15 protein-coding genes and 1 pseudogene are annotated in these 15,144 nt (G+C 57.3%); 9 read left to right on the top strand and 7 right to left on the bottom strand.

Annotated features, from left to right (window positions below):
- Nucleotides 1-213: 213 nt before the first annotated feature.
- On the top strand, nucleotides 214-3,309 hold the full coding sequence (gene ydiJ / locus IE091_RS07865) for a D-2-hydroxyglutarate dehydrogenase YdiJ (protein WP_016914374.1): 3,096 nt from the start codon (nucleotides 214-216) through the stop codon (nucleotides 3,307-3,309).
- Nucleotides 3,310-3,420: 111 nt separating this feature from the next.
- Here the strand turns inward: ydiJ and IE091_RS07860 are convergent, their stop codons facing one another.
- Complete coding sequence (locus tag IE091_RS07860) at nucleotides 3,421-4,611, bottom strand: RNA-guided endonuclease InsQ/TnpB family protein (protein WP_229800783.1); 1,191 nt, start codon at nucleotides 4,609-4,611, stop codon at nucleotides 3,421-3,423.
- Here IE091_RS07860 and tnpA point away from each other — a divergent pair.
- Nucleotides 4,504-4,906 (top strand): annotated as a pseudogene (gene tnpA, locus IE091_RS07855) (IS200/IS605 family transposase). The gene IE091_RS07860 and the pseudogene tnpA sit on opposite strands and share 108 nt — an antisense overlap.
- 92 nt (nucleotides 4,907-4,998) lie before the next feature.
- Here tnpA and IE091_RS07850 read toward each other — a convergent pair.
- The 5 genes from IE091_RS07850 to IE091_RS07830 form a co-directional block, all read right to left on the bottom strand.
- Nucleotides 4,999-5,709, bottom strand: a complete 711-nt coding sequence (locus tag IE091_RS07850) for a response regulator transcription factor (protein ID WP_016914377.1) — start codon at nucleotides 5,707-5,709, stop codon at nucleotides 4,999-5,001.
- A gap of 121 nt (nucleotides 5,710-5,830) precedes the next feature.
- Complete coding sequence (locus IE091_RS07845) at nucleotides 5,831-6,223, bottom strand: hypothetical protein (protein ID WP_016914379.1); 393 nt, start codon at nucleotides 6,221-6,223, stop codon at nucleotides 5,831-5,833.
- 51 nt (nucleotides 6,224-6,274) lie between these two features.
- On the bottom strand, nucleotides 6,275-7,078 hold the full coding sequence (gene trpC, locus IE091_RS07840; RefSeq protein WP_189463340.1) for an indole-3-glycerol phosphate synthase TrpC: 804 nt from the start codon (nucleotides 7,076-7,078) through the stop codon (nucleotides 6,275-6,277).
- Nucleotides 7,079-7,086: 8 nt separating this feature from the next.
- Nucleotides 7,087-8,106, bottom strand: coding sequence for an anthranilate phosphoribosyltransferase (gene trpD, locus IE091_RS07835; RefSeq protein WP_026001760.1), 1,020 nt, complete (start codon nucleotides 8,104-8,106; stop codon nucleotides 7,087-7,089).
- Between the two features lie 36 nt (nucleotides 8,107-8,142).
- Nucleotides 8,143-8,730 (bottom strand): anthranilate synthase component II, encoded by a 588-nt coding sequence (locus IE091_RS07830; RefSeq protein ID WP_040460858.1) that lies wholly within the window; start codon nucleotides 8,728-8,730, stop codon nucleotides 8,143-8,145.
- Nucleotides 8,731-9,746: 1,016 nt separating this feature from the next.
- On the opposite strand from IE091_RS07830, the gene IE091_RS18575 reads away from it, so the two are divergent.
- Nucleotides 9,747-9,869 carry a hypothetical protein gene (locus IE091_RS18575; protein ID WP_016914383.1) on the top strand — a complete coding sequence of 41 codons (123 nt, stop codon included), beginning with the start codon at nucleotides 9,747-9,749 and terminating at the stop codon, nucleotides 9,867-9,869.
- An 89-nt stretch (nucleotides 9,870-9,958) separates the two neighbouring features.
- Here the strand turns inward: IE091_RS18575 and IE091_RS07820 are convergent, their stop codons facing one another.
- On the bottom strand, nucleotides 9,959-10,444 hold the full coding sequence (locus IE091_RS07820; protein WP_016914384.1) for an Lrp/AsnC family transcriptional regulator: 486 nt from the start codon (nucleotides 10,442-10,444) through the stop codon (nucleotides 9,959-9,961).
- A 225-nt stretch (nucleotides 10,445-10,669) separates the two neighbouring features.
- Between IE091_RS07820 and IE091_RS07815 the strand changes: the two genes are divergently transcribed.
- From IE091_RS07815 to IE091_RS07790, 6 genes are read left to right on the top strand one after another with little or no spacing between them, the layout of a single operon-like run.
- Nucleotides 10,670-11,035 (top strand): Dabb family protein, encoded by a 366-nt coding sequence (locus IE091_RS07815; RefSeq protein WP_016914385.1) that lies wholly within the window; start codon nucleotides 10,670-10,672, stop codon nucleotides 11,033-11,035.
- 21 nt (nucleotides 11,036-11,056) lie between these two features.
- Nucleotides 11,057-11,479 carry a DUF2000 domain-containing protein gene (locus IE091_RS07810; protein WP_016914386.1) on the top strand — a complete coding sequence of 141 codons (423 nt, stop codon included), beginning with the start codon at nucleotides 11,057-11,059 and terminating at the stop codon, nucleotides 11,477-11,479.
- Between the two features lie 13 nt (nucleotides 11,480-11,492).
- Nucleotides 11,493-12,893, top strand: coding sequence for a phenylacetate--CoA ligase family protein (locus IE091_RS07805; RefSeq protein ID WP_016914387.1), 1,401 nt, complete (start codon nucleotides 11,493-11,495; stop codon nucleotides 12,891-12,893).
- A 2-nt stretch (nucleotides 12,894-12,895) separates the two neighbouring features.
- Nucleotides 12,896-13,861, top strand: coding sequence for a branched-chain amino acid transaminase (locus tag IE091_RS07800; protein WP_050980294.1), 966 nt, complete (start codon nucleotides 12,896-12,898; stop codon nucleotides 13,859-13,861).
- A gap of 21 nt (nucleotides 13,862-13,882) precedes the next feature.
- Entirely contained in the window at nucleotides 13,883-14,521 is a 639-nt protein-coding gene (locus IE091_RS07795) for a hypothetical protein (RefSeq protein WP_016914389.1), read from the top strand.
- Between the two features lie 30 nt (nucleotides 14,522-14,551).
- Nucleotides 14,552-15,121, top strand: coding sequence for a carboxymuconolactone decarboxylase family protein (locus tag IE091_RS07790; protein ID WP_016914390.1), 570 nt, complete (start codon nucleotides 14,552-14,554; stop codon nucleotides 15,119-15,121).
- The last annotated feature ends 23 nt before the right edge of the window (nucleotides 15,122-15,144 follow it).

The raw sequence follows: 15,144 nt of genomic DNA, 5'->3' as shown, positions 1-15,144 counted from the left end.
GAGGGAAAAGCGGACATGAAGATTGTAGGCGTTTGGCTATAGCAAAACGCTGCATTTTAAAGCTAAGGTAGTGCAAAGCCTCACCATACTGAGCAACCATAATCTCTCTCGGTCTCGCCAGCGCCAACGGCCAGGCAAGATGCACGCCTGGAGTAGCTGGGGTAAAGTACGCTATTCCCCTATTCGCCCCCAGCAGTGACGGCTCGATTCACCATGATTGCATCTCTGGATACCCGCACGGCCCCCGCTGAACGTTTGAAGGGCCACTACGTCCGCTTCCTCGACGCCCTGCGCGCCCGCGGTTTCGAGGGCGAAATCGCCCCGGATTACGCCAACCGCACCGTGCTGGCCACCGACAACTCGATTTATCAGCGCCTGCCCCAGGCAGCGGTCTTCCCCAGGCACGCCGAAGACCTGGAGCGCTTGGCCAAGCTGGCTGCCGAGCTGCCCCACCGGGAAGTGGTGCTGACCCCCAGAGGTGGCGGCACCGGCACCAATGGCCAATCGCTGACCGACGGCATCGTGGTGGACGTTTCCCGCCACATGAACCAGATCCTCGAGATCGACGTGGAAGCACGGCGGGTGCGGGTGCAGGCCGGGGTGGTCAAGGACCAGTTGAACGCCGCTCTGAAACCCCACGGGCTATTTTTCGCCCCCGAACTGTCGACCTCCAATCGGGCCACCATCGGTGGCATGATTTCCACCGATGCCAGCGGCCAGGGCAGCTGCGAATATGGCAAGACCCGCCATCACGTACTGGCGCTGGATACCATCCTGCTCGGTGGGCAGCACCTGCACAGCCGCCCGCTGAGCGAGGAAGAGGAGCAGCAAGCACTGGCCGAGGAAGGCGTACTGGGGAAAGTACACCGTACCGCTGCCACCATCATCGACCAGCAGAAGGCGTTGATCGACGCCAAGTTCCCCCCGCTCAACCGCTGCCTGACCGGCTATGACCTGGCCCATCTGCGTGAGGACGGCCAGCTCAACCTGAACAGCCTGCTGTGTGGCTCCGAAGGCTCGCTGGGCTTCCTGAACGAGGCGGTGCTGAACGTGCTGCCGATTCCGAAGTACGCGACGCTGGTGAACGTTCGCTATGCCAGCTTCATGGATGCGCTGCGCGATGCCAAGGCGCTGATGGCCAGTAGCGCTCGCCCTACCTCCATCGAGACCGTGGGCGACACGGTGCTGCAGCTAGCCATGGAAGATTTCGTCTGGGACAGCGTGGCCGAGTTCTTCCCGGCGGGCAGCACGCCCATACAGGGCATCAACCTGATCGAGTTCAACGACGACGACGCCGATACGCTGGCCGAGCGAGTGGCGGCATTCACCCGGCACCTTGGCCAGGACACCCGCGTCGAGCGGCTGGGCTACACCTTGGCGGAAGGCCGCCCACAAATTCAGAAAGTCTACGCCATGCGCAAGCGCTCGGTGGGCCTGCTGGGCAATGTGCAGGGAGAAAAGCGCCCGCTACCCTTCGTGGAAGATACCGCCGTGCCGCCGGAACACCTGGCCGAGTTCATCGCCGAGTTCCGCGCGGCACTGGATGCTCGCCAGCTCTCCTACGGCATGTTCGGCCATGTGGATGCGGGGGTGCTGCACGTGCGCCCGGCACTGGACATGAAAGACCCCGAGCAGCAAGCGCTGATTCGGGAGATTTCCGATGAAGTGGTCGCCCTGACCCAGAAATATGGCGGGCTGCTGTGGGGTGAACATGGCAAGGGCGTGCGTTCGGAGTATGGCCCCACCTTCTTTGGTGAGCTGTACCCTTGCCTGCAGCAGATCAAGGCGGCCTTCGACCCGCATAACCAGCTCAACCCTGGCAAGATCGCCTCGCCCGCTGAAAATGCCCCGCTGATCGCCAGACAGAGCGACCCGGAGCTGCTGCGCGTGGATGGCGTAACGATGCGCGGCCAGCTGGACCGCACCATCGACGAACGCGCCTGGCAGGCTTACGACGCAGCGGTTTACTGCAACGGCAACGGCGCCTGCTACAACTACGATGTGGACGACCCCATGTGCCCGTCGTGGAAGGCCACCCGCGACCGCCGACACTCTCCCAAAGGCCGTGCCAGCCTGATCCGGGAATGGCTGCGCTTGCAGTCTCAGGCAGGCATCGACGTGGTCGAAGAGTCGCGCAAGAAGAAGGCCGAACGCAGCTGGGGCTTTATCAAGAGCTTTCCCAAGCGAGTGATGAACACCCTCAGCCGTCAGCAGCACCACGACTACTCCCACGAAGTGTACGATGCCATGGCAGGCTGCCTGGCGTGCAAATCCTGCGCAGGCCAGTGCCCTATCAAGGTCCACGTGCCTCAGTTCCGTGCGCAGTTCCTGGAGGTCTACCACGGCCGCTATTTGCGCCCGCTGCGCGACTACGTGATCGGGGGCACCGAGTTCATGCTGCCCGCGCTGACCAGGATCGCCCCTCTGTATAACGCCGCCCTGGGGCAGCGCTGGGTCACCCAACTGATGCACAAAGGGCTCGGCATCAGCGACTCCCCCACGCTCTCCCGCGCCAGCGTGAAAAAGCAGCTGCGTGCCTGGGGGGTGGCAGAAGCCACGCCTACGTCACTGGCCCTGCTCACCGAACAGCAGCGCGCGCAGAGCGTGATCATCGTGCAGGACGCGTTCACGACTCACTTCGAAGCCAGGCTGGTGATGGATGTCGTAGAGCTGCTGTCGCGGCTGAACCTGCGCGTGTTCGTGATGCCGTTTTCCACCAACGGTAAGCCGCTCCACGTACAAGGCTTTTTAGGTGCCTTCGAGCGCACCGCGGCCAAGCAGGCCAGGCGCCTGCGGGCGCTGAGCGAGTTCGACGTGCCCATGGTAGGCATCGACCCAGCCATGACGCTGACCTATCGCCAGGAGTACGTCAAAGCGCTGGGCAGCGAACAGGTGCCCACGGTGCTGATGCTGCAGGAGTGGCTTGCTACCCGTGTCAACACGCTCAATCCCAGCCCGGTGAAGCTGAATGACCCGGGCTACAAGCTGCTTTCCCATTGCACCGAAAAAACCAACGCGCCGGGCAGCCCCAAAGCGTGGCAGCAGGTGTTTGCTGCCTTTGGCTTGCAGCTGGAGCTGGCCACCACGGGCTGCTGCGGCATGTCGGGTACTTACGGCCATGAAAGCCGTAACGTCGCCACCTCCAAAACCATCTACGCCCAGTCTTGGCAGCCTCAGGTAGAGGCCGAAGAGAACGCAGGCAAGCTGCTGGCCACCGGGTACTCGTGCCGTAGCCAGGTGAAGCGTTACTCAGCGCAAACGCTGGCTCATCCGCTTCAGGCGCTGCTCCACTGCCTGCGTAGCCAATAACCGCCTCGAACCGCAACGCGAAGGGCCTGCTGTCTCCAGCAGGCCCTTTGGTTTTCCGGCGGTTGCCGCTAATCCGTTAGCTCTCTTCCTGCTGTTGACGTCCTCCCCGCCCTAAAGGACGGGGATTCCAACTTCTTGAGGGCAACGTCCTGCCCCGAGGCTGAGGATATTCCGGGCCGCATTCACGTCCCGGTCGTGGAGTACACCACACTCCACGCACTCCCAGACCCTTACTCGCAACCCGTTGACGCCCTGCGGCCCGCTAAGCGAGCCGCACGACGAACAGGCGCGGGTGGTGTTGGTTTCGCGAACGACCCTGAAGACGATGCCTGCGTGAGCGCATTTATATTCCAGCATCGTTTTCAGTTGTGACCAGCCAGCGTCGTAGACGCTTTTGGCCATCCTGGTCTTCGCGAGCCTGGTTGAGGAAACATCGCCCACGACGATTTCGCCGTACTGGTTGACGAGTTTCCGGGAAAACTTGTGCTGCGCGTCCTGGCGACGGTTCTTGATCTTGGCGTGAATAGCTTTTACCCGCCGCTTGTTGCGGGCACGTTGGGCTGTCGCCAACTGGTCTTCCATGCGGCGGTAGAAGCGGCTGTTTTCCAGCCTTCCTCCATCGCTACAGGTGGCCACATCCTTGAGCCCAAGGTCGATGCCAACGGCGCCCTGCCCAAGCGTCGGCTGCACGTCCACCTCGACCGCAACATTGAAATACCACCGGCCCCGGCTATCTTCGTTGAAACTGCCGGCACGGAACTTGTATGTCGACAGGCCGTAGCTATCCCACACCTTGAAGTAGGTGCCGTTGTGAAATACCTGCCCGTTCTTCCACTTGGCCGCGCCGGTATTGACCGGAATCCAGCCAAGTGAGCGGCGTACACCGCCGGACTTGCGCCAATTCAAGCGGGGCTTTTTGAACTGCTTGCGGCGGGCAACGTATTCAGCAGCGATGCATTGCAGCGTTTGGCTGTGCAGGCCGAGGTCCTTGCCAGCACCCTTGGTATAGGGGTGCATGTCGTAGGCAGACAGAAACAGACCTTTCTCCCGAATGGCTCGGGAAGACAGTTCGTTGAGGTAGTTCCAAACAAAATTCACGCTGCGGGCCATGCGGTTAAGCTCGGCGGCGTGTTTGTCCTTCACTCGAACCTTGAGGGTCTTGGTCTGCTTCATGGCTTCGAATATACTTGGTCTATGGAAACCAAACAAGCTATCAGAACAGGAAGACACTGCCTTTTTAAACTCCATGCCCATTTGGTATTTGTCACCAGGTATCGGGGCAAGGTGTTCACCGGCGCGCATCTCAACTCCCTCGAATTGCTTTTCGACCGAGTGTGTCGGGACTTCGAGGCGGAGCTACAGGAGTTCAACGGTGAAACCGATCACGTCCATTTGCTTGTCAACTTTCCACCCAAAGTGGCGGTATCCAAGCTGGTGAATAGTTTGAAGGGGGTATCCAGCCGGCGGATGAAGTTACTACACCCTGAACCGGTGCAGCCCGCCTACCGGAAGAACTCGCTGTGGAGTCCAAGCTACTTTGCGGGAAGTGTCGGAGGCGCCCCCCCTGAGCATGGTCAAGCAGTATATTGAGCAATAATCGAGGCCGGACTAGGGGCGCTCTCGCGCCCCTCGCTATCCATCCTCGCACTAGAAGTACGAGGTTTTTCGCGATGTTCGATAACCGCCCCGTCACGGGGAGGGCGCGGGGTCCAGACGGTAGCCAAAACCGCGCTGGGTCGTGATCAATGACTCCCCGGCACCATGTACGTCCAGTTTACTACGCAGCCGCCGGATATAGACATTGACGATATTGGTCAGCGGGTCTTCGTGGGCACCCCAGACACTGGCCAGGATGCGCTCTCGGCTGTACAGCTTGCCGGGCGTACTCATCAGCAGTTCGAGGATCGCCAGCTCCTTGGGTGTCAGCTCGATCCGCTGGCCGCCCCGGGTCACGCTACGCTGCTCACGATTCAGGCACAGGTCGCCCACCCGCAGCTCGTTCACTTCCTGGCTGGCCGGGTGGCCCCAGGAACGGCGCTGCAGGGCGGCAATGCGCGCCAGCAGCTCCTCGAAGGCAAACGGCTTGACCAGATAGTCGTCGGCCCCGGACTCCAGGCCCGAGACACGATCCTCAATGCTGTCCAGCGCGGTCAGCATCAGAATGGGGAACGCCACCCCCGCCGTGCGCAAGCTGCGACAGATATCGGTGCCGGTGATGTCCGGCAGCAGCCGATCCAGAATCACCACCGGCTGCCGATCGGGCTCCCGTGCACACTGCACGAGGTGCAGCAGCGCCACCTGCCCTTCACTGAAAGCCTCCACCTGGTAGCCTTCGGCCGTCAGGCCTCTGCTCAAGAAATCGCGAATCCTGGGGTCATCTTCGATGACGACTATGTGCATCCTGATTACCTCATGACGCTCAGCGCGGGGCCCGCCTGGGCGTGCACCGGCAGCTGCAGCAGCGCCTCACAGCCGCCTTCAGGGGCGGCCCTCAGGCTGAGCGTACCTCCATGTAAACGCGTCAGCAGCATGGCAACAGTTTATCAAAGGTCGCCAGCGCCGCCTGGCGCTCCTCGACCAGCGCAGCCGTCAGCTCACTGGAGGGCTGCATCCTGGCCGCCAGGCGGTCGCTGTTGACATGCAAACGTTCAAGATGGGTGTGCATCTCGTGAAGAATGAAATCGCGCTCTTGCACGTCGGCTGGCTGGCCGCCCTGTTGAGCGTTGGCCAGCCAGGTACGCAGCTGGTTCTTGCTGTCGGAAAACGCCAGAAAACCCGCGTGAAGGTCACTGGAAAGCCTGCCCAGCTCTACCTTCTGCCGAGCGCCGTCGATGGCCCACACGGCCACGCCGCCCTGAGCGAGGGTCAGCATGATCAACACCAACAGTGCCACCAGCAGGCGACGCTGAAACATCGGCAGCTCTCCTGAAAACCGCTTTCCGCAGCGCTTTTTCGACCCCCAGGATCAGAAAAACAGACGCTTCAATGCAAGGCCCGGGTCCTCTTCACGCATGAAGGCTTCCCCTACCAGAAAACCGTTGACGTCGTGATCACGCATGCGCTCCACATCGTCACGGGTATGAATCCCCGATTCGGTGATCACGGTGACGCTGTGCGGAATGCGCGTCAGCAGGTCCAGTGTGGTATCCAGGCGGGTATCGAAGGTATGCAGGTTGCGGTTATTGATGCCGACCAGCTTGAGATTCAGCGCCAGAGCACGCTCGAGTTCATCGGCATCGTGCACTTCGACCAGCACGTCCATGCCCATGGCGTTGGCCTGCTGATGCAGGTCCCGAAGCTTCGCATCGTCCAGCGCCGCCACGATCAGCAGGATACAGTCTGCGCCAATGGCTCGCGCTTCCGTCACCTGATAGCCGTGGGTAATGAAGTCCTTGCGAATGACCGGCAGTTCGCAGGCATCCCGCGCGGCGATCAGATAATCTTCGTGGCCCTGAAAAAAGTCGGCATCCGTGAGCACCGACAGACAAGCGGCGCCGCCCTGGGCATAGCTGCGGGCTATGTCGGCAGGGTGGAACTTCTCGCGCATGACTCCCTTGGAGGGGGACGCCTTCTTCACTTCGGCAATCACCGCAGGATCACCCACCTGGATGCGCTGGTTCAACGCCTCGATGAAGCCGCGCGGCGCGCTCTGCTGACCCGCCAGTGCCAACAGGTCCTGTTCGGAAACCGCCTGCTCGCGCTCGGCGACCTCCTGGTCCTTGCGAGCCAGAATGCGCGTGAGAATGGTGGGAGTAGCCTGCTCTGTCATGGCGTTGATCATCCTTTGAAAACACTGGTGAAGTGCGAAAGCTCTCTGAGCTTTTCGAGGGGCAATTTGGAGGCCTGCGCATCCTGGGCCACCATCACGCCCTCTTTCAAGCTGTCGGCTATGCCGGCACAGTAGAGCGCGGCACCGGCGTTCAGGGCCACGATATCTGCCGCGGCGCCTTCGCCACTCAGGGATGCCTTTACTAACCGCAGGCTATCTTCGGCACTGGTGGCTTTCAGCGCCGCCAGGCTCTGGCGCTCGATGCCCAGCGCTTCGGGGGCAATGGTGTAGCGGGTGATCTCACCCTCTTTCAGCTCGGCCACCTGGGTGGGGGCTGCCAGGGAAATTTCGTCCAGGCCATCATCGGAGTGGACGACCATCACGTGGCGACTGCCCAGTTTGCGTAGCACTTCGGCCATCAGCGGCACCAGTTCGGCGGAATACACGCCCAGCACCTGATTGGGCGCACCGGCCGGGTTGGTCAACGGGCCAAGAATATTGAACAGCGTGCGCACGCCCATTTCACGACGCGGCCCAATCGCATAGCGCATGGCCGGATGGTGGTTGGGGGCAAACATGAAGCCGACCCCCACCTGCTCGATACAGCGCGCCACTTGTTCCGGCTTCAAATCAAGGTAGATGCCCGCGATATCAAACAGGTCCGCACTGCCAGATGACGAGGAAACGCTGCGATTACCGTGCTTGGCCACATGGGCACCGGCTGCCGCCGCCACAAAACTGGCCGCCGTGGAGACATTGAACAGATTGGCGCCATCACCACCGGTGCCGACGATATCCACCACGTTATCAGCATGCAGCGTGACGCGCTTCATCAGGTCGCGCATCACCTGGGCGGCGGCGCTGATCTCCTCGGCGCTCTCACCCTTCATGGCCAGCCCTACCAACAAGCCGCCAATTTGTGCATCGGAGGCCTCGCCGGTCATGATCTGGCGCATCAACGCGTGCATGGCATCGAAAGAGAGGTCTTCGCGGCGCATCACCGCGTTAATTGCGTCTCGCATTTGCATGAGCAGATAAGCCCCTAAAGCGTATGAATTTGGCGATCAGCCGCGTCGCAAGAAATTGGCCAATAACGCATGGCCCTGGCGCGTGAGTATCGACTCCGGATGAAACTGCACGCCCTCGACGTCCAGGGTACGGTGACGAAACCCCATGATGAGCCCCGGCGTCACGTCACTCTCTGCGGTCCAGGCGGTGACTTCCAGGCAGTCGGGCAAGCGGTGCTGGTCGACCACCAGCGAGTGGTAGCGCGTGACTTCCAGCGGATTTTCCAGACCGTCAAACACCCCGGCTCCACCATGTACCACCGCAGACGTCTTGCCGTGCATCACCTGAGGAGCGCGCACCACCTTGCCACCGTATACCTGCCCGATGGCCTGATGACCCAGACAAACCCCCAGAATGGGCAGTCGGCCCGCGAAGTGTTCGATGGCAGCCAGCGAGACGCCCGCCTCATTCGGGGTACATGGCCCCGGCGAAATCACCAGATGGGTAGGTGCCAGCGCTTCCATCTGCGCCAAGGTGATCTCATCGTTGCGGTAGGTCATCACCTCGGCATTCAGCTCCCCCAGGTACTGGACGATGTTGAAGGTGAAGCTATCGTAATTATCGACCATTAAGACTTTATTCATGACAACCCTTTAATTTTCTGATGAATTTTGCCATGAAAGCCTGCCTGTTATACACGCCATTATACACATCGAACGTGGAGTTCAGTGGAACGTGGGCCATCGGACACCCCTGAGGGCAGGTTGAAACAGAACACATCACGCCATACTCTTGCAACGTACATAGCAAGGGGCTGAAGTGGCAAAGGGGCGACAAGTAAACTCTAGCGGGCACCGGCAACAGCACGATGCGCAATAGTGAGGGAGGTCAAGGTCATCCGGCAATCTCCTTGGGTCCTGGAGCCGCCGTGACAGAAAGCTATCTACAGAGCCTTGCCTAGCGGTACGACGGCAAGGTACGGGGCGAGGCCGCAACGATACGCCGCTTCCTATTGGAAGCGCCACCACTGCTGAGCAACATTGACCGATGCGGTACGGGCCATGGCAGATCGAAATTCATTCAATTGATTATAAGAGCTGTGCAGGCACCAAGGCTCCCAAAGCACCCTCAGGCTTTCATGATAACACAGCCCCTCGGCCCCTCGTCCACTACTTGCCCACAGAACCGCCAATCCGTATTATCGCACTCTCCTCAGGCTATGTCCCTTCTGCGGTACCCACAGGCCCTCACCGAGCGGCAAGCGGAGTGCTCCCAATGACATAACCAGCTGATTAGCACGCCTGCCCCCACCTGTGCATGTCCGTGCTTTACGAACATAATGAAGGGCTCGGTTTCACCTTTACGCTCGGTCTGAGTAGCCTTGAGGTCAACAAAGTATATATAGGACCGAAGTACTCCCTCGCCCACTGCAAATCTAACCTTGAGATAGTCAACTCAAGAAGATCCGTTGTCATGTTGCTCTATCAGAAAGCTGAGAAGGCCTAACCGGCTTAACCTCCCGGACAAAACCAATCGAAACGGTATGGATGCAGCGCCAATGCAAGGCCAATTAGACCATCCATAAAACACCAGACACCAAATGGGTCTTGATTAAGGAACCAAGGCGTAGGACGCTGATCGTTGAGCACAGACCAACTAGGTGAAAGTCGAGGTCAATGCGGTGTTTCGCGGCATCGTGCTACCCGTCGAAAGCAATCCACTGAGCGCCCAGACCAGTGATCTGTTCAGCGTCGAGTTCGAAGCGCCGACTTTAACCGCCTGAGAATCAGCTAGCCGAATGCGGCTGCTCGGCGCCACCCCTGATGGAGAGCGATTGCAAGCCACTCTTGGCTAGGCGCGACACAGGCCTCTTCAAACAGCTCGCAGACGTTTGACCGGGAATGAGACGAAAGGCTTAATTTCCTTGAGCACGAACATGCTCTGCATTTCCTTGATGCCAGGCAGCTGCCGAACACTGGACATCGCAAAATCAGCGAATGAATCCAGGTCAGAAGCCACCACCTGCAGCAGGAAATCGGCGTCACCACCGATGCTGTAGCACGCAACGACATCCTCAAGTTGCATGACTTCCTGCTCGAACTTCCTAGCCTCAGATTCACTGTGGCGGTCGATTTTGATCCGTATGAAAACCATGACCCCAAGCCCGATCTTTCGGCGATCCAAGACTGCACGGTAGCCCTGAATGTAGTTTTGATCTTCCAAATGCTTCACTCGACGCCAGCACGGAGATGCAGACATGCCGATCTGATCGGCCAGCATTTGGTTGGTGATCCTGCCATCTTGCTGCAGCGCGGTCAGAATTTTGACATCTGTCAGACTTAACGCTTGATCGGTCATATTTTTCACTCATCAGCGAATTTCTGGTAAATCCTACCATTCCTGATATGACTTGCAACAAGAATAGAAAGCACTTTTCCGACCCTATCAATTAACATTTTAATCCAGTTGCATAAGACTAAATAACTGCCATGCTGCACTGAGTGCTAAGCACTTTATTTTAAATACCAAGTTGATCGGAAAATTAGATAATCGCGTTTACTAGGCGAGACATGAGGATGAGAAATGATTTTCCACCTAGTGGCTTTTAAGCTTAATAGCTCTTTACAGTGGTGTGACAAAGAGGTCATCGAGGCAGAGGCAGCGACTCGCGAACATCCAAAACATATTAGCGAAATACGTGGTTGGCTTTGCGCCCGGAATATAAGTCCACGCGAACAAGCCATGGACTTCGTTGTAATGGGACTATTTGAAAACCAGGAAGACCTTTCTGCATATTTAATCCACCCCAATCATCAACAGGGCGTCCAAAAGTGGAAGAAAATTGCCAACTGGAAAGTGGTTGATATTGAGCTCGGCAGCGACACAACAAGGTTCTTTGGGTTATTGAACGCTCTGGTTGGCGTCAGCGGGAAACTCGTGCAGAGCTGATTTTTAAAAAAGGAGAAGCCAATGAATTTTGATGCAGCCACCCACAAGTGCGTCATCGTAGTCGACAAGGAGCTGGGGCTAGGGCATGCGGCTAATGCTGTTAGCGTCATAGGTGTCAGCATGGGACGCTCGGTAGAAAACCTGGTAGGGCCAGACATGCGAAGTCAGGATAACGTGAATTACCCCGGCGTCATCTACACCCCCTTGCCAATACTGCTCTCCAGCAAAGAAAAGCTGCGCGAAATACTTGTAAAAACACTGGAGGAGGATGAGATTCACAACATCCCGTTCAGTGCCCTGGCGCAATCCTGTAGAACCTATCAAGAGTACGAAGAGCGCATGTCAGCAGCCGATAGCTCTTCCATTGAACTGGTCGCCATTGGACTGGTCGGCTCCAAAAAAAAGATCACCAAGCTAACTGGCAGTCTTCCGCTATTCAAGTAACAAGGGGGCCTCAATGTACGCCTTATTCAAGCCTGATCTTCTGAAGCTGGCTCATACTGTTTATCATCAACACGAGCTATTTGAGAATGGCAAAGTCTCCGCTGACGAGTTAAACAGCATCCAACTTGAGCGGCTTAAAAGCACGCTTCGCTATGTCAGGGAATATGCGCCTTTTTATCGTACTGCACTGTCCGCCATGTCTGATTCAGACATAGATGATCTGAACTGGGATGCATTTCGTAAATTGCCATTCACTACGAAGAGTGATTTGCGCACAGCCGGGCATGAGATGGCTGCTGCGCCGCTGACTGAAGCCTGGATCTACTATGAGACTACGGGCACCACTGGCGCAGCCACCCCATGTCCTCGCAACGAGCAGGACTCCATCTTCAACAACAGCCCGCTGATACTCCGTTATGGCGAGATTTTCCGCGCCCACGGTTCTCAGCATATTATCGGTGTAATGGGGCCTACGGAACTGCATTCGACTGGAGATACTTTCGAGGATGTGTGTCGCAGCTTGGGCCACACTGTCGTGAAAATGTGGCCGCGCTCACCCACTGTAGGGCTGGACCGGGCCGTGACGCTGATCAGGGAACTGAAGATCACCGCGCTAGTCTGCACACCAGCCATTGCCATCAGCCTAGCCAAACATCTGCTCCAAAGAGATTGCCAACCTTCCCACTTGGGCGTGAAGCTGATTTTTACCCTAGGCGAGCTCACTACGCCTGCCCTGCTGCGAAATATCGGTGAGGTTTGGGGTAGTACCATCTACAACTGCATGTATGCGTCACAGGAGTCATCAATCCTTGCAGTGAGCAACATTCAAGGAAACCTCTGCACGGTTCCCTTAAATATTGTTTATGAAGTGATAGATCCGCTGACGGGGCAAGTCTTGGAACCCGAGGACGACAGAATGACAGGCGAACTGGTCATCACCCACCTCTATCCAGGGCAGAAGCCACTGATCCGCTATCGCACTGGCGATATGGTCAGAGCCCAAGTGCTGAATACGGGCCAGTGGCACATCATTCCTATCGGCCGGGTCAGAGACACCTTGATAATCAATGGCAGCACCCACTGCGCCTACGACATCGAAGCCACACTGCTCGAGAATCTCAAAGGCTGCTTAGATTACCATATCCTAGTGGAGGCCGTTGCAGGCGCCGACCAACTGAGCGTCACGCTGGAATTAGAGAGCAGCAGCGCTACCCTGAACAACCTGCAGTTCATTGCCAGCTCCATGGCGGAAAAGCTTAATACTCGCGTTCGCATCGCGGTCGGTTCGACTGATGCCGTGACGGGTACTGCGGCAATGGTTAGCTGGAAAGCCGCCAGACTCCATGACAAGCGTCAAGGCAGTGATAACCAGGAGCGCGAAACCGCATTGAAAATTGCAACGTGGAGGGCCTGACCATGGCGGATTCGCTTGGCACCGTCTCGACTGTGCCGCGCAAACCTCACCCTTGGGTATATCTAGATGGAGAGATAGTGCCAGCTGCAGAAGCCCTAGTCCCAACAACGACCCAAGCCTTCAATTATGGCACTGCCGTTTTCGAAGGCATCCGTGCCTATGCTTCCGGCAATGGTCAACTGAATGTCTTCCGGCTGGACGACCACCTTAAGCGACTAGAGCACTCGGCCAAATTTTTGCAGTTGGAAGGCCTGCCGCCACGCCCGGAGATGAGAGCAATCATTCTCGATCTGCTGCAACGCAACCAAGCATCAACCGATAGCTACATTAGACCTTTGGCCTACAAGAAAACGTTGCTTCCTGGATTCAGCTTCGGCGTCAAGCTCGCTGGGGTCAGCACAGGTCTGGCAATCAACACCCTTGACATGGGAGCCTACATGCCAGCAAACGGCATCCATTGCGCCGTTTCAAGTTGGCGGCGTATTCCCGACTCGTCACTCCCCGCGCGGGCCAAAATCACTGGCAGCTACGCCAATTCGGCGCTAGCTATGGAATCGGCGCAGCGCATTGGGTGCGATGACGCTTTGATGCTGAATGTGCATGGCAACTTGGCCGAATCGACCTCTTCCAACGTCTTCATCGTCAAAGGTGGCCACCTCATTACTCCGCCTTTGAGTGCCCACATTCTTGAGGGCATTACACGCGATACCGTCATCAAGCTGGCCAGAGATGAACTGGGGATGGAGGTTATCGAGAGGGATGTTCCTTTTTCAGAGTTGTTCTCAGTCGAAGAATGCTTTCTGTCTGGCACCGGCGTCGAGATCGTGCCAGTAACTCAAATCGACCACTACAAGCTGCAAGAAAGTGGCGTCGGAAAAGTTAGTACCGCAATCAGAAGACTCTACTTGGAGAGCGTGAGAGGCCTGAATGCCAAATACGCTCATTGGCTGACCCCTATATTTAACTGATTCCATTGGAGACTTGTGGCTATGGACAACAGCTTACTGAACCTAGGTATTGGGGACTGGCACGACGTCATCATTCACACCCTAGGCCCCAGCGGAACCAGCAGTGAAGCCGCCGCCGGATTCTTTGCAAAATGGCTTGAGCAACGACACCCCGAATCATGCGTTCGGATCAAACTTAACGATTCCTATGAGAATGCCTGCTCCTCCATGGAGAAGGAAACACCAGCAGTGCTGATCGTGGCTAACGCCTATCCAGAGATACATAACTTCTATATGGAGCCACGCTTGAATCTAGTCGCTACCTTTGTTTTCGACACCCCTTTGTACGGACTAGCGAGCAAGGGGCCACTGACGACCAGCAAGCCAACCATCGCAACCCACCCGGCACCGCGGCTCCTGATAGAAGAATTACTACCTCGGGGGCTTGAGATAGATTCCGTGATTCTCACACTTTCCACCAGTGCCGCCGCTGCGGCGGCGGCCAGAAGCGAAGTGGATGTTGCTCTGACCACTGAGGTGGCGGCCAAAATCCATGATTTGCATTTCATCTCCAACACCCGTCCGATCCGAATGCTCTGGTCTGTCTTTACTCACACGCACTGGAGTGCACGTCTCGCTGAAACCGACCCGTTCAGGCTGAGCGTGGAGCTTGCCCTTTAATTGAACTACCAATGCACAAACGAGGTCATGATGTCTATTTTGAAGCGACACACAATCGATTCGGCACCGGAGAAAAGCAAAGCGTTACTCCAAAACTCAATCGACAGCTTTGGCTGGATTCCCAACCAGAGTGCATATATGGCCGAATCACCAGCACTATTGGCAGCCTACCAGCAAGCACACGACCTGTTCATCGACAGCTCGTTGGACGAAGCAGAAAAGGCCGTTGTATGGATAACCTGCGGTGTCGAAAATAACTGCACCTACACGGTTCAGGCACATGCCTTCATCGCTTTGTCCAAAGGCGTTGATGCCCGTGTGGTCGAAGCTGCTGCGCACGATCCAGATAACCTTGATGACCGGCTGCGGGCCTTGTACAACTTCACACAGGAAGTTATTCATTGCGGCGGCCGCTTGAAAAGACAGGAAATTGAGGCTGTCCTGCATGCCGGTTTCAGCAAACAAAACATGTTGGACGTGATTCTGGGCGTTTCGCAGAAACACATGTCGACCATCCTGAACAGCATCGCCATCACGGAGGTCGATCATCGCTTCAAGTGGGAGGCATTTCTAGGGATCAAACAGACGGACGAGGCTTGAACTATGCTTCACGTGGATGGCCA

Source organism: Vreelandella hamiltonii (assembly GCF_014651775.1).
Taxonomy (GTDB): Bacteria; Pseudomonadota; Gammaproteobacteria; order Pseudomonadales; family Halomonadaceae; genus Vreelandella; species Vreelandella hamiltonii.
The sequence above is the reverse complement of the archived record's forward strand: the minus strand, read 5'-3'. Positions and strand labels throughout refer to the sequence as shown.